This is a genomic window from Kribbella sp. NPDC026596, assembly GCF_040638415.1.
Taxonomy (GTDB): Bacteria; Actinomycetota; Actinomycetes; order Propionibacteriales; family Kribbellaceae; genus Kribbella.
On the sequence record NZ_JBEZYF010000005.1, the window covers coordinates 15,689 to 37,410 of the forward strand.

At 65.7% G+C, this 21,722-nt stretch carries 26 protein-coding genes and 2 pseudogenes; 7 read left to right on the forward strand and 21 right to left on the reverse strand.

What is annotated here, in order from left to right:
• Nucleotides 1-83 precede the first annotated feature (83 nt).
• From AB0E63_RS05310 to AB0E63_RS05335, 6 genes are all read right to left on the reverse strand, one after another.
• Nucleotides 84-680, reverse strand: a complete 597-nt coding sequence (locus tag AB0E63_RS05310; protein WP_360361700.1) for a maleylpyruvate isomerase family mycothiol-dependent enzyme — start codon at nucleotides 678-680, stop codon at nucleotides 84-86.
• A gap of 4 nt (nucleotides 681-684) precedes the next feature.
• Complete coding sequence (locus tag AB0E63_RS05315) at nucleotides 685-1,668, reverse strand: sigma-70 family RNA polymerase sigma factor (RefSeq protein ID WP_360362245.1); 984 nt, start codon at nucleotides 1,666-1,668, stop codon at nucleotides 685-687.
• 1,019 nt (nucleotides 1,669-2,687) lie between these two features.
• Complete coding sequence (locus AB0E63_RS05320) at nucleotides 2,688-3,440, reverse strand: SDR family oxidoreductase (protein WP_360361703.1); 753 nt, start codon at nucleotides 3,438-3,440, stop codon at nucleotides 2,688-2,690.
• Between the two features lie 32 nt (nucleotides 3,441-3,472).
• A complete protein-coding gene (locus AB0E63_RS05325; RefSeq protein WP_360361706.1) occupies nucleotides 3,473-4,957 on the reverse strand; it encodes an MFS transporter in 1,485 nt (494 codons plus the stop codon).
• A 732-nt stretch (nucleotides 4,958-5,689) separates the two neighbouring features.
• Nucleotides 5,690-6,223, reverse strand: a complete 534-nt coding sequence (locus tag AB0E63_RS05330; RefSeq protein WP_360361709.1) for a DoxX family protein — start codon at nucleotides 6,221-6,223, stop codon at nucleotides 5,690-5,692.
• A 525-nt stretch (nucleotides 6,224-6,748) separates the two neighbouring features.
• Nucleotides 6,749-7,138 carry a helix-turn-helix domain-containing protein gene (locus AB0E63_RS05335; RefSeq protein ID WP_360361712.1) on the reverse strand — a complete coding sequence of 130 codons (390 nt, stop codon included), beginning with the start codon at nucleotides 7,136-7,138 and terminating at the stop codon, nucleotides 6,749-6,751.
• A gap of 118 nt (nucleotides 7,139-7,256) precedes the next feature.
• Between AB0E63_RS05335 and AB0E63_RS05340 the strand changes: the two genes are divergently transcribed.
• The gene (locus AB0E63_RS05340) at nucleotides 7,257-8,132 is read left to right on the forward strand and encodes an NAD(P)H-binding protein (RefSeq protein WP_360361714.1); all 876 of its coding nucleotides are present in this window, start codon (nucleotides 7,257-7,259) and stop codon (nucleotides 8,130-8,132) included.
• 79 nt (nucleotides 8,133-8,211) lie between these two features.
• Here the strand turns inward: AB0E63_RS05340 and AB0E63_RS05345 are convergent, their stop codons facing one another.
• The 4 genes from AB0E63_RS05345 to AB0E63_RS05360 all read right to left on the reverse strand — a co-directional run bounded on the left by AB0E63_RS05345 (nucleotide 8,212) and on the right by AB0E63_RS05360 (nucleotide 11,571).
• The gene (locus tag AB0E63_RS05345) at nucleotides 8,212-8,727 is read right to left on the reverse strand and encodes a DUF1772 domain-containing protein (protein ID WP_360361717.1); all 516 of its coding nucleotides are present in this window, start codon (nucleotides 8,725-8,727) and stop codon (nucleotides 8,212-8,214) included.
• Complete coding sequence (locus tag AB0E63_RS05350; protein WP_360361720.1) at nucleotides 8,724-9,665, reverse strand: haloalkane dehalogenase; 942 nt, start codon at nucleotides 9,663-9,665, stop codon at nucleotides 8,724-8,726. Before AB0E63_RS05350 ends, AB0E63_RS05345 begins: the two co-directional genes overlap by 4 nt.
• Nucleotides 9,662-10,522 carry an NAD(P)H-binding protein gene (locus AB0E63_RS05355; protein WP_360361723.1) on the reverse strand — a complete coding sequence of 287 codons (861 nt, stop codon included), beginning with the start codon at nucleotides 10,520-10,522 and terminating at the stop codon, nucleotides 9,662-9,664. The genes AB0E63_RS05350 and AB0E63_RS05355 overlap by 4 nt, the downstream gene beginning before the upstream one ends.
• Before the next feature lie 350 nt (nucleotides 10,523-10,872).
• A complete protein-coding gene (locus AB0E63_RS05360) occupies nucleotides 10,873-11,571 on the reverse strand; it encodes an NAD(P)H-binding protein (RefSeq protein WP_360361726.1) in 699 nt (232 codons plus the stop codon).
• Between AB0E63_RS05360 and AB0E63_RS05365 the strand changes: the two genes are divergently transcribed.
• Together AB0E63_RS05365 and AB0E63_RS05370 are read left to right on the forward strand one after the other, a co-directional pair.
• Complete coding sequence (locus AB0E63_RS05365) at nucleotides 11,561-12,400, forward strand: alpha/beta hydrolase (RefSeq protein WP_360361729.1); 840 nt, start codon at nucleotides 11,561-11,563, stop codon at nucleotides 12,398-12,400. The genes AB0E63_RS05360 and AB0E63_RS05365 overlap by 11 nt on opposite strands.
• Before the next feature lie 62 nt (nucleotides 12,401-12,462).
• Nucleotides 12,463-12,936: a MarR family transcriptional regulator gene (locus AB0E63_RS05370; RefSeq protein ID WP_360361732.1), complete on the forward strand. Its 474-nt coding sequence runs from the start codon at nucleotides 12,463-12,465 to the stop codon at nucleotides 12,934-12,936.
• 509 nt (nucleotides 12,937-13,445) lie between these two features.
• Here the strand turns inward: AB0E63_RS05370 and AB0E63_RS05375 are convergent.
• Nucleotides 13,446-13,598, reverse strand: a complete 153-nt coding sequence (locus AB0E63_RS05375) for a hypothetical protein (RefSeq protein ID WP_360361735.1) — start codon at nucleotides 13,596-13,598, stop codon at nucleotides 13,446-13,448.
• A gap of 34 nt (nucleotides 13,599-13,632) precedes the next feature.
• Nucleotides 13,633-14,175: a cupin domain-containing protein gene (locus tag AB0E63_RS05380; protein ID WP_360361738.1), complete on the reverse strand. Its 543-nt coding sequence runs from the start codon at nucleotides 14,173-14,175 to the stop codon at nucleotides 13,633-13,635.
• Between AB0E63_RS05380 and AB0E63_RS05385 the strand changes: the two are divergent.
• Both AB0E63_RS05385 and AB0E63_RS05390 read left to right on the forward strand, forming a co-directional pair.
• Nucleotides 14,140-14,552: pseudogene (locus AB0E63_RS05385) on the forward strand (cupin domain-containing protein); the annotation flags it as partial. The gene AB0E63_RS05380 and the pseudogene AB0E63_RS05385 overlap by 36 nt on opposite strands.
• A 24-nt stretch (nucleotides 14,553-14,576) precedes the next feature.
• On the forward strand, nucleotides 14,577-15,017 hold the full coding sequence (locus AB0E63_RS05390; protein WP_360362248.1) for an AraC family transcriptional regulator: 441 nt from the start codon (nucleotides 14,577-14,579) through the stop codon (nucleotides 15,015-15,017).
• Between the two features lie 97 nt (nucleotides 15,018-15,114).
• Here the strand turns inward: AB0E63_RS05390 and AB0E63_RS05395 are convergent, their stop codons facing one another.
• Both AB0E63_RS05395 and AB0E63_RS05400 read right to left on the reverse strand, forming a co-directional pair.
• A complete protein-coding gene (locus AB0E63_RS05395; protein ID WP_360361741.1) occupies nucleotides 15,115-16,032 on the reverse strand; it encodes an NADP-dependent oxidoreductase in 918 nt (305 codons plus the stop codon).
• 5 nt (nucleotides 16,033-16,037) lie between these two features.
• The gene (locus AB0E63_RS05400; RefSeq protein ID WP_360361744.1) at nucleotides 16,038-16,538 is read right to left on the reverse strand and encodes a luciferase family protein; all 501 of its coding nucleotides are present in this window, start codon (nucleotides 16,536-16,538) and stop codon (nucleotides 16,038-16,040) included.
• A gap of 68 nt (nucleotides 16,539-16,606) precedes the next feature.
• Between AB0E63_RS05400 and AB0E63_RS05405 the strand changes: the two genes are divergently transcribed.
• Nucleotides 16,607-17,011 (forward strand): helix-turn-helix domain-containing protein, encoded by a 405-nt coding sequence (locus AB0E63_RS05405; RefSeq protein WP_360361747.1) that lies wholly within the window; start codon nucleotides 16,607-16,609, stop codon nucleotides 17,009-17,011.
• Between the two features lie 319 nt (nucleotides 17,012-17,330).
• On the opposite strand, the pseudogene AB0E63_RS05410 reads toward AB0E63_RS05405, so the two are convergent.
• The 7 genes and pseudogenes from AB0E63_RS05410 to AB0E63_RS05440 form a co-directional block, all read right to left on the reverse strand.
• Nucleotides 17,331-18,032: pseudogene (locus AB0E63_RS05410) on the reverse strand (hypothetical protein); the annotation flags it as partial.
• 20 nt (nucleotides 18,033-18,052) lie between these two features.
• A complete protein-coding gene (locus AB0E63_RS05415; RefSeq protein ID WP_360362251.1) occupies nucleotides 18,053-18,400 on the reverse strand; it encodes a hypothetical protein in 348 nt (115 codons plus the stop codon).
• Nucleotides 18,301-18,618, reverse strand: coding sequence for a hypothetical protein (locus tag AB0E63_RS05420; RefSeq protein ID WP_360361750.1), 318 nt, complete (start codon nucleotides 18,616-18,618; stop codon nucleotides 18,301-18,303). Before AB0E63_RS05420 ends, AB0E63_RS05415 begins: the two co-directional genes overlap by 100 nt.
• A gap of 64 nt (nucleotides 18,619-18,682) precedes the next feature.
• Nucleotides 18,683-18,901, reverse strand: a complete 219-nt coding sequence (locus AB0E63_RS05425; protein WP_360361753.1) for a hypothetical protein — start codon at nucleotides 18,899-18,901, stop codon at nucleotides 18,683-18,685.
• 33 nt (nucleotides 18,902-18,934) lie between these two features.
• Nucleotides 18,935-19,294: an SDR family oxidoreductase gene (locus tag AB0E63_RS05430; RefSeq protein ID WP_360362253.1), complete on the reverse strand. Its 360-nt coding sequence runs from the start codon at nucleotides 19,292-19,294 to the stop codon at nucleotides 18,935-18,937.
• Nucleotides 19,266-19,400, reverse strand: a complete 135-nt coding sequence (locus tag AB0E63_RS05435) for a hypothetical protein (RefSeq protein WP_360362265.1) — start codon at nucleotides 19,398-19,400, stop codon at nucleotides 19,266-19,268. The genes AB0E63_RS05430 and AB0E63_RS05435 overlap by 29 nt, the downstream gene beginning before the upstream one ends.
• Before the next feature lie 16 nt (nucleotides 19,401-19,416).
• Complete coding sequence (locus AB0E63_RS05440; RefSeq protein WP_360361755.1) at nucleotides 19,417-20,391, reverse strand: helix-turn-helix domain-containing protein; 975 nt, start codon at nucleotides 20,389-20,391, stop codon at nucleotides 19,417-19,419.
• 73 nt (nucleotides 20,392-20,464) lie between these two features.
• Here AB0E63_RS05440 and AB0E63_RS05445 point away from each other — a divergent pair, with 73 nt between their 5' ends.
• Nucleotides 20,465-21,439, forward strand: coding sequence for an NADP-dependent oxidoreductase (locus AB0E63_RS05445; protein WP_360361758.1), 975 nt, complete (start codon nucleotides 20,465-20,467; stop codon nucleotides 21,437-21,439).
• Nucleotides 21,440-21,722 lie beyond the last annotated feature (283 nt).

Sequence of the window (21,722 nt, forward strand, 5' to 3'; positions counted from 1 at the left end):
GCGGATCCGGCATCGAACTGTCAGACCCTTCGGGTATGAAGACCTGTGAGCGCGTGGAAACTCATCGCATGTCTCCCGTTGGCTCACCCCTGCGCCGACGGCGAGACCGGATGCCGGCCCAGGAATGCCACGAGCTGATCACTCGGGCTGGCTAGTGGTGATACAGGGATCGCGGGGTCGAACAGCGACTGTCGCATCGCGTCGTCGACCACCAACTGCAACAGACTCAGCAGGCCCAGAGCCAGCGGCACTGGAATCGATCGCTCCGACCCACACGCCACGGAGATGTCCCATCCGTGCACGGCGATCTCCGCTGCACCTACAACGATCATCCATCCTGTCGCCGGAGCCAGATCACCAACCAAGATCATGTGACCGGCTTGCTCAGCCTTGACGCAGCTCTGAAGCAGCAGCTGCGCACGAGATCGGAAGGTCGAGGCGAGTTGTACCGTCGAAGAGTTGCGGCCATCTTCCCCACAGTCGCGATCCACGGACCCAAGCGCAACGTCCTGGTGTAGTACGTCAATTGAACGGTTGACGTGCAGCAGCAACGCCTGTAAGTCCCAGTCGTCGCACGGAGTCGGGAGTGACTCGGAGCCCGCCGCTATCGCGTCCACGCTTCCCGAGGCATAGCAGATCGCCTGCGCGAGCAGGCGAACAGAACCACTCAGCACCGCCACGGCATTACCTCAGCGCTTCTGGCGCCAGGACGGTCGCCAGTCCGAAGGTGGGGAACAGTCCCGGGTCGTTGAAGGAGACGATCCGGGAGACCCCTATCGGTGTAATGGTGAGCACCTGGAGCGCGTGAGGCCGGTAGAGTCCATCGTTATCACGCCAATACGCCGCGACTGCGGGCTGACCGTTCGCCGTGATCGGGAGCATGCGGGTCATCCCTGGGCCGCCGAGCACGTTCCTCTCGAGGAACCGTCGGACCGCCGCGCGGCCGGAGAACCATTCGACATTCGGTGGCATCTCCAGTGCGACGTCATCCCGCAGTACACCCACAAGTGCGTTGACATCCGCGTTCTCGAACGCGGCAATGTACTGGTCGAGCAGGGCCCGCAGCCCCGGCTCCGAGAGGTCGACCTGTTCGTCCTCCGTCGGAGCTATCCGTTGCAGCTGAGCTCGTGCGCGTTGCAGCAGGCTGTTCACCGCGGAGCTCGTCGTACCGAGCAGCTCGGCAACCTCGACCGCGCGCCAAGCCAGCACGTCACGCAGAATGAGCGCGACTCGCTGCTTGGCCGGAAGGTGCTGCAGGGCGGCGATGAGTGCCAGACGGACGCTGTCCCGAGAGGCGACAATCGCAGCAGGATCGGCCGCATCGTCCGGCAAGGCGGGCAGCGGCTGCAGCCAGGCACCGTTCTCCAACACCGTCAAGGGATGGTCCGGGTCGTCGCTCGGTGCCCCCAGCCCCGACGGCAGTAGGCGCCGGCTGCGGTGCTCCAGGGCGGTCAGGCACACGTTGGTCGCGATCCGGTACAGCCAGACACGCAATGACGAGCGTCTCTCGAAGTCGTCGTACGAACGCCAAGCCCGCACGTATGTCTCCTGGACCAGGTCTTCGGCGTCCTGGAACGAGCCCACCATCCGGTAGCAGTGCGCCAGCAGTTCCTGACGGAATGGGTCGGTCAGGCGCACGAACTCGTCCTCGGCCTCCACGAACTGCATAGCCACCGCGCTTTCACCCGTGATTGTGAACAGGGTCTCACCACATATAGACCAGCTCGAAGCTGGAAACTCATCGCCCTGGGCGGGAACGATCCGGCTACGCGCGCCGGTGATGGGTGCAGTGGGCCACTTCTCGCCCCGACGGCTGCTCGCGGAGCGAGCCGAGCTGCTGGGTTTGGCTCGACCTTGGCAGGACGACCGTGATGCGCCAAGTGGTGCGACGGACCGTCCGTCGTAGTCGGCGCCGGCAAGTGCTGTGGAACGGTAATGTCGAACCGCCACTATGGAAGAGCTTCACTGATCCCGATCACATCGTGCGCTGGGCATGGTCGACACATCACCTGACCGCTCAACGAGTTATCGCGTTGCATCAGCAGCAACCTGACCTGACCATTGTTCGCTTGAGGAGCCACAGAGCTGCTCGGAGCTGGCTCAGCGGTCCTCTGCAACGCGCTGCCGCTCGCCAATGACTCCGGAGCTGGTTGAGATACGGTGGGTCGAACGGCGAAAGTCGCCCGGCGCTGCGTGGAGCGGATCGCGATGAGGCAAGTAGGGCGCCGTCAACGGTTTGATGAGCCGGTCAAAGTCGCCCCGGGAGACGTTGCCCAGCGCAACGTACGGAAGCCAAAGCATGTCCGCCTTCGTGTCTGTGGACTATGTCTCGAGGTGCCCGCAGTAACGCGCGGGCCGCCTCCTGGCACCTGTGGCGCCAACCTGGCAAGTCACGGGGCTATGCCGCCAGGCAGTAGCCTGACGGCATAGCTCAGCTCGTAGCGGCAATCTCAGACACGATTGACCACCCTCGGAGCGTCGTTATCGGCGATGGGATCAACCGGCTCACCCACGTCGGCATCTACACCGAGGACAGGTCCACATCCACGAAGGCGAGGCGTTGCGCCCATGAACCGCGCGTAGCCCCTGTTGTTCCGGCGAGGATGACCTTCTGGGCCTGCAGCCCGCTCCGTCTCCGATGACGGGGGGCTGCTCGAGGTGCTGGTCGACGAAGTTGGGTGCCATTGTTACGGCACGGATTGCAAGCCCTTTCCGGTGAGTAGGTACGCAGGCTCCGAATCGGCGGTTGAGGTGCTTAACCGGACAACAGCGTTGCCTACCTGTTCAGGTGTCAGAATGGGCTGCAGGGCGTCAACAAAATCAGCGACAGCGACGCCCTGCTGCTTCGCGTAAGCCTGCACTCCGACTTGTCCGAGCATCGTCTCAGGGGTCAGCTGCGGAAGTACGGCGACGAACCGAATGCGTAGTCCGCCTCGCACAGACTCCTGGCCGGCATACGCCGTGATGAAACGAACCGCCGCCTTTGCCCCTGCATACCCACCGCTCAGCGGTGAACCGCGCAATGCTGCCCCGCTGGACATGGTGATGACCGTACTGCCGGACGGCATAGGAAGGCGGAGCGCCGCCTGGGACCAGCGGAACGCCTGCTGGGTGTCAACCTCCCAGTTGCGGCTGAAGCCCTCCCACGTCTGGTCCCGCAGCGGTCCCATCGGCGGAACCGCACCGGCATTGAGCACCAGCGTCCGAGGTCGGTACCGCTTGAGGAGTTCCACCGCCACGGCCGCATCCGTTGCGTCCGCCTCGACAGGGACGAAGCCGGTGCCGAGCTGCGACTGAAGGTCCTCCAGGCCGGCGGCGGTCCGAGCGACTCCGACCACAGTTGCGCCCGCCGCGTGGAGTGCTGCGGCAATGCCACGGCCAAACCCCCGGCCGGCTCCGGTGACTATCGCGGTGGATCCGGTCAGATCAAGTGTCGACATGAAACACCTTTCCTAGGTATCAGATGAACGAATTAGGCGGCCAACTCGGCCGACGGGGAATCAGTGGCCCGCTCAGGCTCGTTGAGTCGCTCTTGCGCACGCGAGGGCGCCAGCGCGGCGAACACCGCTCCAACCAGCGGTGCCGCGGCCGCTACCGCGATCGCGGGCTTGAACCCGTCGATGAAGTCGGCCGCCGAGCCGTAACCACCCTTGGCGGCAAAGACGGCGGCCATGATCGCGATCCCGAAAACCCCACCCAGTTCACGCAATGCGCTGTTGGTGCCGGCAGCAACACCCGAGTCCGCGACGGGCACGGCGCTCACGACAGCATTCGCCACCGTCGGGAAACACATCGCGATGCCCACACCCGAGACGATCAACGGTCCGACCAGCGTCGAGTAGCCGACACCGGGATCGACTACCAGGCCCAACCAGGCAGCCCCACTGCCCTGGAGCAGGAGGCCCGCCAGCATGAACGGCCTGTTTCCGAACCGGTCCGCGAGTCCGCCGGCGATTGGCGCCACCAACATCGGCATCGCCATCCAGACCAGGATCCGCAGGCCGGCTTCGAGCGGCGAGTAGCCGAGTCCGACCTGGAACAGCTGGGTGATCATGAACAGCGATCCCAGGAGCGAGATGAACTGGAAGAAGGTCACCCCGTTCGCGGCCGCGAAGCCACGCCGCCTGAAGTACGCCAGCGGCAGCATCGGCGTCCGGGTGCGCGATTCCCACGCCAGGAACGCCACCAGCAACACCGCGCCGGCCACCAGCGATCCGACCACCTCAGTGCTCCCCCAGCCGACGACTGGCGCCCGTACCGGCGCCCAGGTCAGTCCGAACAAGGCCGCACCGGCGAGCACGAGGCCCAGGAGATCAAGCTTCTGTCGCTGGCCGCGGCTCTCCTTCAGCAGCCGGGTCGACAACGCCGCGACGGCCAGTCCGACCGGTACGTTGAGCCAGAAGATCCATTGCCACGAGATCCCGTCGACGATCGCTCCGCCCAGGACGGGACCCGCAGCGACGCCGAGTCCCGACACCCCACCCCAGATCCCGATTGCGGCACCGCGCTTCTCGACTGGGAAGGCATTGCTGATCAACGTGAGCGTCAGCGGCATCAGGACTGCCGCGCCAACTCCTTGCAGTGCTCGAGAGGCGATCAGCTCACCCGCGGTCGATGACAAGGCCGCGGTCGCCGAGCCGGCCGTGAACGTGAGCAGACCGACGATGTACATACGGCGACGGCCGAAACGGTCACCCAGCGAAGCGCCGGTGAGCAGCAGGCATGCGAAGACCAGATTGTAGGCGTTGAGGGTCCATTCCAGGTCGGAGAGGCTCGCGTTCAGTTCCGATCGCAAGGTCGGCAGCGCGGTCGCAACGACCACGACGTCCAGGGAGGTCAAAAAGACGCCGAGCGCGGCCAGCGCCAGGGTCCAGCCCTTCCGGGGAACAACATCGGCGGAGTCCGGGACCGAGGCCCCAGCTCTCCGGGATTTCTCGTCAGTCGGTGTAGTAGTCACCCTGATAAAGACTCGGCTGCGGCCGGTAATTCATCGCGCCAGACACGTCCTCATCGCATCGCTCACCTGACCGACATCGACCCCCTCCACAGAGTGAGGGCAGCCGCTGAAGATTCACGGCAGTCCCAGAGTCGAACCAGCCGGCCCCGGCCTCACCCGTGAAGGATGGCGCCGCGGTACCCACCGGGCACTACCGACAAACCCGAGGATCCGACGGCCCGACGTACACTCCGTCCAGGCAACGCCAGCTGAGCCAGGGCTACACCTTCGGGGGACCACTGGCCAAGCTTCCGCGTCCCAGCACCAGCTCGTTCGAAGCTTGGGAGCGCGTGCCCACCCGCCGGGATCTTGTCTCCGGTGCGTCGGCGCTTCACGAAGTCAATGTGTGGCTCCGCGCCCGGCTATGACCCACATCACTCATTCTCTTTACATGTCGGCTCGCTGTTGCAGTGGCGTACGACGGTCGCCGCGACATCCTCAGGCCCCTACGAACAAAGTCGTCCTCAGCGTCTACCTCGCGGTCATGAGGCTGGATCGACACCAGCCCCGCAACCGCTGGACGATGCGCTGGACACCGGCACTGCGCGCCTTCGAGATCGCCCTCGACGAATGTCTCACCACCGGACGCAACTAGCCCACTCACCCCGGATTGCGCCGTCTTGACAGACCAATCTCGATCAACGAGAACTGGACAACCACACGAACCGATGGGCCGTTCGAGTACGCCAGCTATCAGGCGACGGGCTGCCGGGTTTCCTCGAGTTGTCCGGAACTGCCGTGCGCCGAGGCGGCCTGCGGTCCTGTGCCCGCGTAGAGGATGACGACGTTGATGATGGCCGCGGGGACCAGCAAGCAGAGGGCCACGACCAACGTCCACGGCGTGACATCGGCGCTCGAGTCGATCAGGTCCCAGCGGCCGATCGCGATCACTCCACCGATGGACGCCAGGAGTGAGGTCTCGAGGACATTGAGGTGCTCATTGGCGCGCACGTGGAATCCAGCGGCCATCAGGCCGATGACGGCGAGCCCGATGGCTGCCAGCGGAGTCAGCCACGGCAGTACGCCGGTCACCTTGGGCAGCACCAGCCCTGCGGCGGCGAGGACCTCCGTCACGCCGACGAGGATCACCTGGACGCGCGGCAGGTCGGCGAATCCGGTCCACCTGTCGATGCCGCGACCCAGGACCTTCGGGACTCCGCCCGCGAAGAAGAAGAGGGCCAGGAAGCCTTGGGCGATCCAGAGAGCGACGTTCATCGTTGTGTTCACAGCACTGCTCCTTCGCGTGCGGAAGGCCGCGTTCGCATAAGAGATATTATGGAAACCATATCATATGCGTTCGGAACATCGCCGATCGTTCGCCGTGAGGTCTGCATCACGCTGCAGGCCTGAAGGCGCGATGGCGCAAGCGGCCCGAGCGAACCCGCGAGGCGCTTGAGGCTCGGACTCGACGACGCGGTCGACAACCTCGAGAAGCTCGTCCATCGTGGTGTTCATCCCCGCGTAGAGCTGAAAGACCTCGGCGTTCCGGTCGCGCAGCGCCCGCACGGTCACGGCGCGCCGGTCAGTACCTCCGGCTCCCGTTCGCGGACGATTCAGCCGCCGCACTGCAGACGATCAAGTACGCCGGTCATGGTCGCGGGATGGAGACCCGCCCGCCGCGCCCCGCCGCCAGAAGATACTGAACTCATAAAAACTGTTCCTCAGGTCGTACGGCGTCCACGCAACATCTTATCCGCCGGCCGCGACCCTGGCCCCGGTCCGCGGCGTGACATCGCGGAATCCGCAACGCGGTCAGCCGCGAGCCGCGGCCGCCGGATGCTCGACATCCCAGCGGCCACGAGAGACCTCGATGGCGGCCTTGTGCTCACGTGACCAATCCGCCAAGCCGTAGATGGTGGCAGCGAGGCTGCGCCCCATCGGTGTCAAGCGGTAGTCGACCTGTGGCGGGATCGTCGGATACGCGATCCGCTCGACCAGGCCGTCGCGGCACAGTCGTTTCGTCGTCAACGTCAACATCCGCTGGGAGATCCGCGGAACGGCTCGATGCAACGCGCTGAATCTCCGGACCCCCTTCGACAACTCGACGATCACGAGCACGGTCCACCTGTCACCGAGCCGGTCGAGCATATCCCGGATCCCGCAGTCGTCCTCGCCACACGGCCCGGCGGGGACACCGGCCATGACCTGGGAACTTACCGCCGTGTTCGTGACTGACATGAAAGTGCCTCCTTCTCGTGAGCGCGTTGTGCGCCGATGCTCGGACCTGCTGACAAACCAAACCAACGCAAGGAGTGTCTGAATGATTCTCGTGACCGGTGTTTCGGGCGGTCTCGGTGGCTTGGTCCTGGACGGGCTGTCCGCCGTCGAGGACATCGACGTAGCCGGAGGGACCCGCTCGGGCGACGGAGTCACCCGCCGGCACATCGACTTCGACGACCCGTCCACCCTGTCCCAGGGCTTCGAAGATGCAGATGTCCTGGTGTTCGTCTCAGCTGGATACGCGGAGGACGACGTAGTTCTCACTCGCCACGACGCCGTGGTCGAGGCGGCAGCCGCGGCCGGCGTACGGCACGTCATCTACACCAGCCTCGCCAGGTCGGGCGAACTGATGACGATTGCGCTACCACACCGCTGGACAGAAGCTCGATTGGCCGCCGCTCCGTTCGACGTCACAATTCTGCGGAACGGTCTGTACGCCGAGCTACTCGCCGGGATTGCCGCCTCAGGAACCGAATCAGCGGCCGCGACCGGCGTCTTCGCCGCAGCGCTGGGCTCCGGTCGCGTGTCGGTCGTGGCCAGAGAAGACCTCGCCGACGTCGCCGTACGAGTGGCCGTCGAGGTGCAGCGCGACCTGACGGCAGGTCGCCACAGCCGGCATGCTGGAAAGACATACGAGCTCGAAGGCCTCGACGCGATCGGTGGCGACGACCTCGCAGAGTTGCTCGCCACCGCTCTCGGCCGTCTGGTCGGGTACCAGCCGGTTTCCCTCCTTGATACCCGGAAGGCACTCGCGGACAGCGGCCTGGAGCCGTACCAACTCACCCACGCCCTGTCACTGCTGTCCAACGCGAATGCGGGCATGCTCGAGGCCCACCACAGCGACCTGGCAGGTCTGCTGCCAACCGCTCCTCGACCTGTCCGCGATCTCATGGCGAGAGCGTTGAAGTCTCAGTAGCCGCCGGCGTACCGCCAAGGACAGCGAACAGCGGGCCCAAGGCGACACGGACGAAACGCATGAACGGCTCCGATGAGGGCTAGTGGTGAGATGTGCCGGTGAGCGCGCCGCCAGTTTCGCGGGCGGTGTAGGCAATCGGCGCAGTGCGGCTGACGCTGGCGACGATCAGCGAGCAGAACGCCAGTACCGCGGAGACGGTGCGGATGACGTGAGCGACTTGCCAGCGGTCACGTACGTCGGCCCAGTCCGACGGTGGGGCCTGCACCGACCAGTCGGCCTGGTCGGCGTTGATCGGCAGGTTGATCGCCAGTGACGTGACGAATACGACCAGCAGTAGGGTGAATGCGGCCACGAGCAGCCACCGATCGTTGCCTCTCGCCCGGATGGTCAGCGCGGCAACGATCAGAGTTGAGACCAGTGCGGGGATCAAGGTGGCGGAGGCCAGCGTGTCGAGCGAGTCGAGCTCGACCTTCCGCACCTGCGTGTAGACCGAGCCGTTGTAGGCCCGTAGCGAGTTCTCCAGCACGAGCACCCCGAGCAGGAATCCGGCGAACAGTCCCGTGAACAGCAGACTCACCGACCGTACGGCCCTCATGACGGGTCCGTCGCCGTTGCCATGGACGAGCGGATGAACGTCTCCACCTCTGCGGCGAACTCGGGCCCGCTGTCCTCCAGCACGAAATGACCGGCGTTCGAGAGGACGATCTCCTGCGCGCCGGGAACTGCCTCGCGCAGCGTCGCTCTCCCCTCACCGACACCGAAGTCGTGATCGGCGTGCGCATACAGGAACGGGATCGACAATGTCCGCAGTACCGACCATGCTTTGCGATTCGGTACGGTCGCCTCGTCGTACGGCGTGAGCGGGATGAGCAGCGGGAACTGCCGGGCACCCTGCAAGTAGCTCTCGTCGGGGAACGGCGCGTCGTAAGCCTCCCGCACCTCGGGCGCGAGCTCGCCGACCGTACCGCGGTCGACGACCTGGCTCGCAACGAACGGGTTCGACCGCTGGCTGATCTGCAGCCAGATGGACAACGGCCCGCTCGGCTCCCGGTCCCCGGTCGGCATCGACGTGCTCGTTGCGACCACACGCCGGAACCTGTCGGGGTGTTCGCCCAGCAGGCGCAGGCCCAACAGCCCACCCCAGTCGTGACAAACCATCGTCACGTCGGACAGGTCGAGCCGGTCGAAGACGACCTGACGGAGCCAGTCCACATGGGACTGGTAGGTGTAGTCGAACCGGTCGGCGGGCTTGTCCGACTTGCCGAAGCCGACCAGGTCGGGGGCGATACAGCGGTGTCCGGCCGCGACCAAAGGCGGGATGACGTGGCGGTAGAGGTAGCTCCACGTCGGCTCGCCGTGTAGCAGCAGCACCGTCTCGCCGGACGCGTTGGCCGGATCCGGCCGCTCGTCGAGGTAGTGCACGCGGAGCTGAGTACCGTCACCGGCATCGATGTTCAGGTAATGGGGTCCGAACGGATAGTCGAGGAGCCCTTCGAACCTGGCATCCGGCGTACGGCGGAAGTCGATGGTCATGACGCCACCGCCTGGAAAGCATCCGCGTGATCCTCGACCCACTGGGCGAAACTACGAGCCGGGCGGTCCAGCATCCGCTCCACCTCGTCGGTCACGGGTGCAGGCTTGCCGGTGTCCCGCTCGTACCTGGCCATCAGCGCGTTGACGAAAGGTTCCGGCAGACCACGGGCAATCAGGCCGCGGGCGGCCAATTCCGCGGGGACCTCCTCGAAACGCAGCGGCCGGCCGATCACCTCGCCGATGACGGCAACCATCTCCTCGTGCGTCACCGACTGCGGACCGGTCACCGGGATCCGGCGGCCGTCCAGGCTGTCGTCGACCAGTGCGCGGGCGATCACCGCGGCCAGGTCCGACTCGTCGATAGGCGCTTCCGCGAACTTCGCGTACGACGCCCGTACGACATCACCGGCGCGCGCCTGGGCACCGAACATGCCGATGGCGTTGGCAGCGAACGAACTGGCCCGCACCGCCACCCACGGCAACCCACTGCCGACGACGGCGTCCTCGACCTCCTTGTTGCGATCGCCGTTGAACCGCGACGGCTGGTACGCCGGATCATCATCGACATTGATCGCCGACAACACCACCACCCGCCGCACCCCCTTCTCGGCGGCAATCCTTACCAGTTCGGCTGCACTCTCGCCGACCGCGCGCGGATGCACGAACAGGGCATCGGCCCCGGCCAGTGCAAGCGCGGTCTCGTCCGGCCGGGCGAGATCGGCCCGGTGAACGTCGACGCCGGGCACCATCCCCGGATCGGCGGACCTGGCGACAGCGCGGACCGCGACGCCCCGATCCTTCAGCAGCGCAACCAGTGGGCGCCCGACAGTACCGGTCGCTCCCGTAACCACGATCATGACAGCCTCAATTCTTCGTGTTTCATATCGTATGAACTTCATACTATATGACTGTCGGGACCGGGCCAATGCAGCTACGAGTTCCCGAGGTCCTGATCGACTGGTGTGTCACCAACATGGCTGATCTCGAGGTCGAAAAGTGCGGAGCCGGGGGCCATCACACACCCGAGGATCAACCAGAGGCGATCGCGGCGGCCATTTCGGCTTGGCTGGACCGGCACAGCCTGCGCTCCGCCGACCTGGGATGACCGGCGGGAGGTCGACAGTGTTGCGCGAACGCGCGTTCGCTGGTGCCTGCCGGTACGTGTCAACGGTCGCACCTGCCTGCTTGGCTTGACCATCCTCGACAGTCAGACCTTCGATTCCTCCTTGTAGGTGATGTCGTACCGCGCCGCGATCGGGTTGATCTTGGCCGGGTCGAGCTTGCCGTCGGTCACCACCGTCGGGCCGGCCTCGATCAGGTCCTCGACGTAGCACTCCCAGCCACCGGGGGATGAGATCTGCAGAACCCGTGGCGGGCTCCCAGCGCAAGGAGCAAGCGCATGCGGTACGCCATGGGGCAGCAACACGGCCATTCCGCTGGTCGCGGCATAGGCCTCGCCGTCGAAATCGACGGCGAGCTCGCCCTCGAGGACGTAGATGAACTCATCGGCCCATGGCCCGGTCCCCCGCGACGTGATGCCCGCCTCTGTTCTCGGGTTGCGTGGGCCGAGCCCCGACAACACCGCGTCGGCTCCGTTGACCGCGCCGGCGAGGACCGTCAGATCGGGCGTGGACAGATCCGCAGTCACCACGCTCACGTTCGCCGGGTGCACCGGAAGGTTCTCGGGGTGGCGCGCGACCGCGGTGACCTCGTGGCCCGCGGCAACAGCTTGCTCGAACAGCTGTCGTCCGATACCACACCGGTAGCCGCGAAGATCGTCAGCTTCATACCCTTGCTCCAACATACGTTGCTCATATAATATGAGAATCGTATTACGCCGCGATCTCTCCGGCAACTCTGATGATCGCGACACTTCCAGCGACGGGATGGCGAGCGTGAACGACATCGAACTGTCCATGGGGACCGTGCAGTACTCCGACAGCGGCGGCGAAGGACCTGTTGTCGTGTTGCTGCACGGACTGCTGATGGACGCGTCACTCTGGGATGCCGTGATCACCGACCTGGCGGCCGATCACCGCTGCATCGCCCCCACGCTGCCCCTCGGGGCACACCGTCGTCCGATGAGCTCCGGCGCCGACCTGTCGCTTCCGGGAATCGCCGGGCTGATCTCGGAGCTCCTCGAGCGGATGGATCTGCACGACGTCGTACTCGTAGGCAACGACACCGGCGGCGCACTCGCCCAGCTCGTCATGCGCGAGGACGCCAAGCGAGTGGGCCGGGTCGTGCTCGCGTCCTGCGAGGCGTTCGACAACCTTCCACCTGGTCTGACCGGGAGGGTCCTCGCATTCGCCGGCAAGCTGCCACCCGCACTGTTCGGCCTGTTCATGCAGCAGCTGCGACTCCGGGCCGTCCGGCGTACGGCGCTGGCCTTCGGAACGCTGACCAAGCGCGGCGATGCCACCACTGCCGGATGGATCAGGCCCTTGCTGGAGCAGCCCGAGATCCGCCGGGAAACGGTGCGAATGATCCGGGCGGTGTTCGCCGACACCAGCCTCCTGGAGAAGACGGCCGAGGAACTCGCCCACTTCGACCGGCCCGCGCTCGTCGTCTGGGCGGCCGACGACCGCGTCATGCCGCTCGATCACGGCCGCCGTCTGGCCTTTCAGCTGCCCCAGGCACGCTTCACCACGGTCGAGGACAGCTACACACTCATCCCCCTGGACCAGCCGGGGGATCTCGCCCGGCTGATCAGGGAGTTCGCACACCCAGAGTAAGCCTACGATAAGGTGGCGGATTGGCACTTGATATCCGAGTCAGATGATATGAGAGCGGAAATATGGAAGCCCGGAAGCCGAGGACGAAGTCGCGCAACACCATGATCAGGACTGCGTTGCGGGACCTGCGCGTTCAGCTGGCGTTACTGAATCATCAGGTCGGCTACCGTCTCGCACTCAAGGATGCCGAGCTCGACTGCTTGGACGTGCTGGCCAGGGATGGCGCCCTGACGCCGAGCACGCTCGCTCGGCGGGCCGGGATTCACCCCGCCACCATGACAGGGATCCTCGACCGGCTCGAGCGCGGTGGGTGGATCGTCCGAGACCGAGATCAGGCCGATCGCCGCAGCGTGACGATCCGCATCGTCAAGGACCGTACGGCTGAGGTCTACCGCCAGTACCGCGGGATGAACGGCGCCGTCGACGCCATCTGCGCCGGCTACACCGACGAAGAGCTCGAACTGATCGCCGGCTTCCTGCACAAATGCGCCGACGCCGGCGTGACGTCCACAGAGAAGCTGATGGCAGCCGACTGAGCCGGGGAGACTCGTCGGCAAGTCGGGCTGCACCTTCGCCGGGTCGTGTCAGTCGGCGACCGAGGAAGTACTCTTGAGATCAAGGCCCTAGGCTGGAAGTGGAGCATCGATGCGAGCGGCCCGCTCGGGCTGATCAGTCCCGCCACCACGTCGCCGTCCCCGGCCAGGTGCAAGCCGGAATGTAAGCCGTTGGGGCGCGAGTGAGTTGCCTGGACGACAGCATCACCAGAGGTCACCGGTTGGGCCGTCAGCTGGCAGCTGCGCAGTCGACATTTCTCCGCGGGCTAATCGGACCCTCTCGCGGTCCACTGACATGACAACTCCAGTACGTCGAACACCTGCTCTACCGTTCGTTTGGCTGCAAGCGCGTCGTACCGACCAACCGTCGCGCCCGAGGCGTGGCGCCGGAACCGATCAGCCATTGACCAGCAAGCGGGCACGAAGCTTCTGCAGTACTGGCAGGAGAAAGAAGACGACGATCGGCACGGTGATCGTCACGAGGATGTTTGTTAGACCACCGGAATGTCTCGAAGCAAGCCGCCGGCCAGGAACTGCAACGCCGTCATCGTCGGAAAGACGGCGATCCAGATCATCAGTGCGAGATGGTGCCTTGGCGGAGGTCCGCCGACCGGGCGCCGCGGGCGGTTCCCGAGCTTGATCATCCTTCGCTTCCTTCCGGATCCGAGGCTGGCTGAGTCATGACTGAGCACGGCACCAGCCCTGGTCCGGTGCGTAGTGGACGTCAAACCGCTGCTGCTCTGCGAGCAGACTGTCGGGCGCTGCAAGCCCGGCCGCAATGAGCTGCAACTGCCGGAAGTAGCCGAAGCGTTCGACTCCCGGCGCGATCACGACCAAGACGTCGGCTGACGAGCCAGGCGCGGCCCCGAACGCGTGGAGCATCTTCGGCGGTACGACGAGCAGTCCGCCTGCTGCAACGGTGACCAGCTCGGCTCCGAGCAGGAACTCCATTGTTCCGTCCAGAACATAGAACAGCTCGTCCGAGAGTTCGTGATGATGCGGCTTTGCCCCGTCAGCGCCGGCGACGAGCGTCAGTCGGTTGGCACTGACCGAACCACGGCAGCCGTGGCATCGGCGAGCAGCTCGAACGCGCTGCCGCCCGGCAGCGCCCGTGGGCACGACGGTAGCGGGATGCGCACCGGCAGGCCGCACGCGACCCACTACCGGCTGCGCGGTCCCTGGGGCATGCACTTCGCGTCGAGCCAGGGAGGCGGCTTCCATGTCGTGCTCCAAGGCTCGTGCTGGCTCATCCCTCCAGGCGACGTCGCTCCGATCGCGCTCGGCGCCGGCGACGTCGCCTTCGTACACGGCGAATCGCTCATGGGCTGGCCGATAGCCCCGCCACCCCACTGACGGAAATCAAGCTTGCCCTGAGCCACGGAGATGTGCCGTACCGCAAGGTAAGTACCGAGGGTCCGGGCGCTGGTGCAATTGTGCTTTGTGGCGCCTACATGCTGGATGAGACAAGGAGCCACCCACTGCTGTCGGAGGTCCCGCAGGTAGTTCATCTGCCAGCGCAGGTCGGGCGCTACACATCTCTGCGCGTTGCCATCGACCTACTGGGCAGCGAGCTCGAACGACCGCTCCCCGGGGTCGGCGCCGTCGTTCCAGCGGTGCTCGACATGCTGCTGGTCTACATCTTGCGGGCATGGTTTGAGCAGGTTCCTCACCGCGATGATGCAACCGGCTGGGCCGCAGCGCTCAACGATCCGGCGATAGTGGCTGCGCTGACCGGCATTCACGACGACCCGACCCATCCGTGGACGGTCGAAGAACTCGGCGCCCTGGCGGGCTTGTCCCGGGCGTCCTTCGCCCGCCGGTTCACGGCACTGATCGGGCAACCCCCACTCACCTATCTGACCTGGTGGCGGATGACGACCTCCGCGCGAGTGCTTCGAGAATCCGACGCACCCCTGCGGATTGTTGCCCTGGGCGCCGGATACACCTCGGAGATCGCTTACGCGGCCGCGTTCAAGCGCGAGTACGGCGTCACTCCCGGGCAGTATCGCCGTTGGTCGGCGGGCATTCCCGAACCCGCTGCGCCCGTTGAGAGCCGCCCGTAATCCGGCGATTTCCCAGTGATCGGTGGGCGACGTCAGCTGCCTGCACCTCAGGGCAGCTCGCCGGGCAATCACGGCGGCGGTGAGCCGCACTGACTATTCAGATCGTAACGGCCAGTTTGCCGACGGCCCCTGACGCGAAGGCGGCGAGTGCGCTGACGCTGTCGGCCAGCGGATACGCGTGCGCGACCGGAACTCGCAGCCGTCCTTCGACGACCGCACTCGCCAGGCTGGTCAGCGTCTCCGGGCTTGGATCGGCCATCACGGTCGTGCTCTTGAGGTCCAGGCCTTCTGGCTGGAAGTGAAGCGTCGAAGCCAGCCGACCGCCCGGGTTGACCAGTCCTGCCACAGCATCGCCATCGCCGGCCAGGTGCAACGCGGCATGTACGCCGTTCGGCGCGACTGCGCCAACCTGTGCGACGAGGTCCGCCGGGTCTACTGCCCATGTGGCGCCCAGCGCAGTGACGAAGGCCGCCTGTGGCCCCTTCTCGGCCGTCGCTATGACAGACGCACCACGGGCCGCGGTGAGCTGGATCGCGTACGCGCCGACGCCGCCGGTCGCGCCCGAGATCAGAACGGTCTCCCCTAGCTGGGGATCGATGGCATCGACGGCGTTGAGCGCCGCCGTACCGGCCAAGCCAAGCGCGCCCGCCCGGGCGTAATCGAGCTCCTCCGGCATCGGAGCCAATCCGTACGCCGAATCAATGACGACGTACTCCGCTAACCCACCCTGTCCGAGCGTCCGCCTCATCACCACTCCGAACACCCGATCGCCCACCCCTAGGCTGGTCACCCCTTCGCCGGTGGCAGCGACGACTCCGGCGAAATCCTTGCCAAGCACCACCGGGAACTCGTACTCATATACGCCCTTGAGATAGCCGCCGAGTACGCCGAGATCGAATCCGTTGATCGATGAGGCCCGTACGTCGACGAGCACCTCACCTGGTCCCGTTTCAGGAGTCGGCAGCTCGGTGAGCATCGGTTCCGCACCGAACTCCAGGAATGCCACTGCACGCATCAGTCCTACTCCTTGCCCTTGGAGGTGAGTGACACCGAATCCGCCGACGCTTGCTGCCACGACGCCCGCAGCACTGCGGTCGCGAGCGCGAGCTCTTCTTCGTTCCGCGGGGCGTAGAGCATCACGATCGTGTCCGGCCATTCCGGTCGCAGACTGATCGGATGCGGCTCGATCCAACCTGCTGCCCGCAATGGTGCGATCAGCTCGATCGGCACGGTCAGATGCATGAATCCCACGCGGTGGATGTGCCCGAATTCGTCCGTGCTCGGATGCAGGAACGCCTCCCACGGGCCCGAAGGACGAACGAGCCGCAGAGCGAACGACGACGGCTCCGACACCTGGCTCGCACCGGTAAAGACGCCCGGCAGCGCCCGCCCCTCCTCGATCAGAGCCGCCCTGATGCCCGGGGGTGAGAACTGGTCGAGCTGATCGTGCGGTATCTCCCGTCCGGTGGTGACCGGCCGTGGGCCGGGCCGTAGTGAAGGAGTTGCGAGATCGACTGTCATCAGACACAGGCCTTTCGGTGTGCTGGTTACTTCTTGTGCGTGCCTCAAGGTTGCGGGACACTGCCGGTATGGCGGAAGAAGGCACTTTGGACCGCGTACCGAACATCGATGTGCGCGAGCCGATCGGGGCGAGCCATCCCACCTGTCAGTTGCGCGACGTGCTCGACCGCGTCGGCGACAAGTGGAGCGTCCTGGTGATGGATCTGCTGGGCAGCGGACCCAAGCGATACTCCGAGCTCCAACGCGCTGTCGACGGCATCTCCCAGCGGATGCTCACCTTGACCCTTCGCAGCCTCGAACGCGACGGTCTGGTCGACCGCACCGTCACGCCAACCTCGCCGCCTCGGGTCGACTACGCCCTGACCGCCATCGGCGAGACGCTGTCCGACCAGGTCAGCGGTTTGATCGTGTGGGCGGACAATCACCGCGAGTACGTCGCCGAATCACGCGCCCGCTACGACGGCGGGCACTAGCGGTACGCCGCCCGCACGGAGTGCCTTGTGATCTGTCGCAGGGCAGAGGAGATGTGCGCGTGCCGACTGTGCCCCAAGGCGAGAACCAGTCAGCCCGGCTCGATGTCGAGTGTGCGAGGGAGGCCGAAGCCAGCGAGGATGCCGTGCGCGATCGGAGAATGGCTGTCTTCGAGGTAGCAGCCGAACGCAGGCTGACCATTGGCACTGGTATGGACGAGTCGGTAACGTCGCGAGTCCCGGAAAGCGATGACCCGTAAGAAGTTGGCTACCGAGTCGTGCCCCTGGTCTCCAAGCTGACGTTCGCTGGCCGCGGTCTGCGTCAGACGGCCCGTTCGTCTATCGGTGGCGCTGCCATGTGGTAGGAGGCTGTCTCGGTCGGGCCAACCAGGTGCCACGTCCCGTCAGGCCCACCGACCACGGATCCGGGACCCCAGCTGCGAGGCTCGTAGGGCAGGGGCGCCGCGTCCAGGTCGAGGATCGGGGCGACGATGCGCCACTCCTGTTCGATGGTCTGCTGGCTGGCGAATCGCTGCTGACTGCCGTCGAGGACGTCGTCGAGCAGGCGTTCGTATGCCTCTTGGCGGTGACCGAGCACGCCGTCGAAGTCGACCGCGAGGTCGACTGGTCGGCTGGCAGGCCCGCTGCCTGGTTCCTTTGCCTGGATAGAGATAGTCACGCCGTCGCTGCGACCGAGCCGGAACCGAACAAGGTTGGGTTCGGGCTGCCGCGTTGCCCCGCCGGCCGCCATGAAGGCTGTCGGGCGCCGGAACTCGACGACCACCTCGACCGCGTTCACAGGCAGGCGTTTCCCGGTCCGGAGCCGGAAGGGCACGCCGCGCCAGCGGTCTGAGTCAATGCTGAGTTCAGTGGCGACGTAGGTCTCGGTGGTCGAGTTGTCGTCGACGCCGCGCTCCGCGAGGTAGCCGTGGTACTGCCCGCGCACGGTGCGCTCCACCGACAGCGCCCGAACCTGTCGCAGCAGATCCGCCTGCGCATTGTGCACCGCTTCTGGCTGGTTGCTGCGCGGACGCTCATCGCCAGCTAGGCGACGATCTGCATCATGTGGTTCTGGAGGACGTCACGGATGGCCCCGACGCCGTCGTAGAACCCAGCTCGGCCCTCGGTGCCGGACTGCTCGGCGAGGGTCAGCTCGATCTTGGAGATATGGTGGCGGTTCCACAGCGGCTCGAATAGTTGGTTGTAGAAACGCAGTGTCTGGATCCCTTCGACCGACTCCTTGCCCAGGTAGTGGTCGATCCGGAAGATCCGGTCGTTGCCGAAGGCATCCCTCAGAGAGGCGTCGAGGCTCCGGGCGGAAGCAACGTCGCTCCCGAACGGCTTCTCCACGACGGCTCGGCCACGCGTGGCCCTTTCGCCCGGAGGACCGATCCGCGGGCGGCGGCGATCAGTTCGTCGGTGCTCCACGCAGTCCGACCGACACCGACCACCGGCCCGTCCAAACGATCACGGCGGGCGAGCTCATACAGAGCAGGGAAGATCTTCTTCGACACCAGATCTCCGGTCACACCGAAGATGACGACGCTGTCAGCGCGGCGCGGTGCCACGCCTACTCCACCCGACCGCTGCGGTCTTCCAACTTCATGCACAAGTCTGTTTCCTTCATCAGCGAGAGCTGTTCGTCACGAGGTGCGCAAGGCCCATCAGGCCGAACTAGTCGACGATCCCGCCGGTCAGGTTGGCGACGGTGCCGGTCATCGCGGCTGCTCGATCGGAGGCGACGAAGGCGGCCACGTCGGCGAATTCCGTCAGCGTTGTCGCGCGCTTTCTCTGTGTCACACCGGAAATCATGGTGACGAACTCTTCCTGCGTGATCCCCCGCGCCTTGGCGTGAAGGCCGAAGACGACATCGATCGTCCCGGTCTCCTCCATCCCCGTCGTACGCAGACAGACCGCGCGAACGCCCTACTCCGCACACTCAGCCGAATGGGCGCGATTCAGCGCTTCGAGTGCCGCCCAGGCCGGGCTCATGCCTCCAAGCAGCGCTCCGCCCAAGCGGGCCGGCTCCGGCGTATGCATCAGGATCACTCCGGACCGCTGCTCGATCATCCGACGGGCCGCCGCTCTCGCGGTCACGAAGTGTGCCCGCGTGTAGGTGGCGATCGGTAGTGAGAAGCTCTCCACCGAGAGTTCGGTGAGAGGGATCCCCTGCATGCCCTGCTGCGCAACGCCGATGGCGTTGTAGGAGATGTCGATCACTCCGGCCTTCGCAGCAACCGCGACAACGTCGAGCCGACTACATGAGGGCCTGCGCGACCGCGTCAGAGAGCGACGTGGTCGGGCGGTCGAAAAGCACCGAAAGCTCGCCGGTGGTGCCGGCCATCGCACCCTCGGCGATGCGGGCGTTTCTCGGGCGCTCAGGGTTGCGCATCTGCAGCAGTCGCGATTTACTCTCGGCCGAATGTCCGCCGGTACGTTGACGGCGATACTCCGAGCGTGGCGCGCATGTGCTGCCGCAGCGAGTTTCCGGTGGCGAATCCAGCCTGGTGGGCCACGACATCGATCGGCAGGTCCGTGGTCTCGAGGAGTTCCCGCGCTGCCCGAACACGCTGCACGGTCAACCATTGCAACGGCGCCATGCCGACCTCGTCACGGAACCTCCGCGTGAATGTCCGCAAGCTCATGTTCGCGTACGACGCCAACTGTTGCAGTGACAGCGATTCCTGAAGATTTTCGACGGCCCACATGCGCGTCGAACCGGTCGATGCTTGGGTCGGATCCGGTACCGGACGCTCGATGAACTGCGCCTGGCCGCCATCACGCCACGGCGATACGACACACAGACGCGCCACCTGATTGACGACCGCCGTACCGTGGTCGCGTCGGACGATATGCAGGCACAGGTCGACGGCCGCCGCGACGCCCGCCGAAGTCAGCACATCGCCGTCGTCGACGAACAGCACCTTTGGGTCGATGCGAACCCGCGGAAACACCTGCTGAAGGTTCTCTACCTCACTCCAGTGTGTTGTTGCCGATCGCCCGTCGAGGATGCCGGCCGCCGCCAGCACGTACGCCGCCGTACACAACGAAACGATCCTCGTCCGCGGCCGAATCATGGCCAGCGCCAAGGAGATCTCCTCCGGCAGTGGCCCGCCCGCGCGGATCGGACCCAGAAGCTGAGTTGGCGGAATGACGACAGTGTCAGCCTTGGCCAGCACCTCAGGACCATTCGCCGGCTGGACAGTCATGCACGACTCTGTCGTCACCGGACCTCCATCGACGCTGCTGATCGCGACCTCGTACAGCGGCCGGCCCGAACTGTCCTTCGCACTGCCGAATATCCGGGACGGGATTCCGAGCTCGAAGGTCAGTACGCCGTTCAGAGCCAGGACAAGAACGCGATGCGGACCGCCAGCCACCATGGCCGGATTCTGTCACATGATGACCAAACGGCCATGGCGTGACTGATTCGGGTATCGCACGCTGGTCTACGACATGAGCGTCACCCCGAAGGAGAAGCCGATGAGTACGTCGATGCGCGCGATGAGTCCACTGGCGTGGGGGCCACCAGAAGTTCTGGCCGAGGTCGAGGTCCAACGGCCCGAGCCTGGTCCTACCGAGGTCCTGGTCCGCGTCTGTGCGGCGGGCGTGAACGCCACGGACTGGAAGGCACGCAGCCACGGTGGGCTGAGGCTCTGGGACGACCCGCCGATCCTCGGCCACGACGTGTCGGGGGTCGTCGAAGCTGTCGGCGTCGGGGTCACCCTCTACAAACCGGGCGACGAAGTCTTCGGCATGCCGCGGTTTCCGCGCCAGGCAGGCGCCTACGCGGAGTACGTCGCCGCGCCCGCCCGCCAGTTCGCCCGCAAACCAACCTCGATCGACCATGTCGAGGCCGCCGCCCTGCCCTTGACCGGCCTGACCTCGTGGCAGGCGCTGACGGAAACGGCCAGTCTGAAGCCCGGCCAACGTGTCCTGGTACACGGTGCCGCCGGCGGGTTCGGACACGTTGCCGTCCAGATCGCAAAGGCACTAGGCGCCCACGTGATCGGCACGGCCCGGTCGTCGAAGCACCCGTTCCTGCGCAAGCTCGGTATTGACGAGGTCATCGACCACACCACCGTGGACTTCGCCGAGGTGCTCCGCGAGCTCGACGTCGTACTCGACCCGATCGGCGGCGACAACTCAACCCGGTCGCTGCGCGTTCTCCGCCGCGGCGGAGTGCTCGTGTCACTCGCCGGACGGGACGACGTGCCTGCCCCCGCGGAGGCGCAGGCACGCGGAATCTCGTCAGGCTTCACGCTCGTGGAACCCGACTACGCCGGCATGTTGGCCATCGCCGAACTGGTGCACGCAGGCAAGCTGCGACCCGAGATCGACGCCGTCTTTCCCCTCGAACAGGCTGCTGCCGCCCATCGACGCGGAGAGCTGGGAGGGAACACCGGAAAGATCGTCCTGCGCATCTCGTGACTATCCAGCACCGCCACCGCGAGGGGTCTTCGCCGGATATCAGCAGCGCCGACGGCACGCCATTGACGCTGCGGTATTGCACGCCGAGCGACGGGACCGGCCGGCGGCTTGCGCCTTGCCACCGCCGTCGGCCCAGAATGTGAGGTCCGGCGCAAGCAGCTGCATCAATGCCTTCAGGTCACCGCCGATGGCCGCGATGAACCTCTCGGTCACCCGACCGGGTCGGCGGCGGGACTGGTCACCGGCTCGGGCAACCACACGCCGAAGTAGTCCTCCTTGCGCC

Bases quoted from the DNA above. Each gene is read 5' to 3' on its own strand.
- AB0E63_RS05315 (WP_360362245.1), bottom strand. From the start codon at position 1,668: ATGCAGTTCGTGGAGGCCGAGGACGAGTTCGTGCGCCTGACCGACCCA.
- AB0E63_RS05320 (WP_360361703.1), bottom strand. From the start codon at position 3,440: ATGTCGACACTTGATCTGACCGGATCCACCGCGATAGTCACCGGAGCC.
- AB0E63_RS05335 (WP_360361712.1), bottom strand. From the start codon at position 7,138: ATGGCCGGTGTCCCCGCCGGGCCGTGTGGCGAGGACGACTGCGGGATC.
- AB0E63_RS05340 (WP_360361714.1), top strand. From the start codon at position 7,257: ATGATTCTCGTGACCGGTGTTTCGGGCGGTCTCGGTGGCTTGGTCCTG.
- AB0E63_RS05345 (WP_360361717.1), bottom strand. From the start codon at position 8,727: ATGAGGGCCGTACGGTCGGTGAGTCTGCTGTTCACGGGACTGTTCGCC.
- AB0E63_RS05350 (WP_360361720.1), bottom strand. From the start codon at position 9,665: ATGACCATCGACTTCCGCCGTACGCCGGATGCCAGGTTCGAAGGGCTC.
- AB0E63_RS05355 (WP_360361723.1), bottom strand. From the start codon at position 10,522: ATGATCGTGGTTACGGGAGCGACCGGTACTGTCGGGCGCCCACTGGTT.
- AB0E63_RS05360 (WP_360361726.1), bottom strand. From the start codon at position 11,571: ATGTCGTTCACGCTCGCCATCCCGTCGCTGGAAGTGTCGCGATCATCA.
- AB0E63_RS05370 (WP_360361732.1), top strand. From the start codon at position 12,463: ATGGAAGCCCGGAAGCCGAGGACGAAGTCGCGCAACACCATGATCAGG.
- AB0E63_RS05375 (WP_360361735.1), bottom strand. From the start codon at position 13,598: ATGATCAAGCTCGGGAACCGCCCGCGGCGCCCGGTCGGCGGACCTCCG.
- AB0E63_RS05380 (WP_360361738.1), bottom strand. From the start codon at position 14,175: ATGGAAGCCGCCTCCCTGGCTCGACGCGAAGTGCATGCCCCAGGGACC.
- AB0E63_RS05390 (WP_360362248.1), top strand. From the start codon at position 14,577: ATGCTGCTGGTCTACATCTTGCGGGCATGGTTTGAGCAGGTTCCTCAC.
- AB0E63_RS05395 (WP_360361741.1), bottom strand. From the start codon at position 16,032: ATGCGTGCAGTGGCATTCCTGGAGTTCGGTGCGGAACCGATGCTCACC.
- AB0E63_RS05400 (WP_360361744.1), bottom strand. From the start codon at position 16,538: ATGACAGTCGATCTCGCAACTCCTTCACTACGGCCCGGCCCACGGCCG.
- AB0E63_RS05405 (WP_360361747.1), top strand. From the start codon at position 16,607: ATGGCGGAAGAAGGCACTTTGGACCGCGTACCGAACATCGATGTGCGC.
- AB0E63_RS05425 (WP_360361753.1), bottom strand. From the start codon at position 18,901: ATGGAGGAGACCGGGACGATCGATGTCGTCTTCGGCCTTCACGCCAAG.
- AB0E63_RS05435 (WP_360362265.1), bottom strand. From the start codon at position 19,400: ATGCGCAACCCTGAGCGCCCGAGAAACGCCCGCATCGCCGAGGGTGCG.
- AB0E63_RS05440 (WP_360361755.1), bottom strand. From the start codon at position 20,391: ATGGTGGCTGGCGGTCCGCATCGCGTTCTTGTCCTGGCTCTGAACGGC.
- AB0E63_RS05445 (WP_360361758.1), top strand. From the start codon at position 20,465: ATGAGCGTCACCCCGAAGGAGAAGCCGATGAGTACGTCGATGCGCGCG.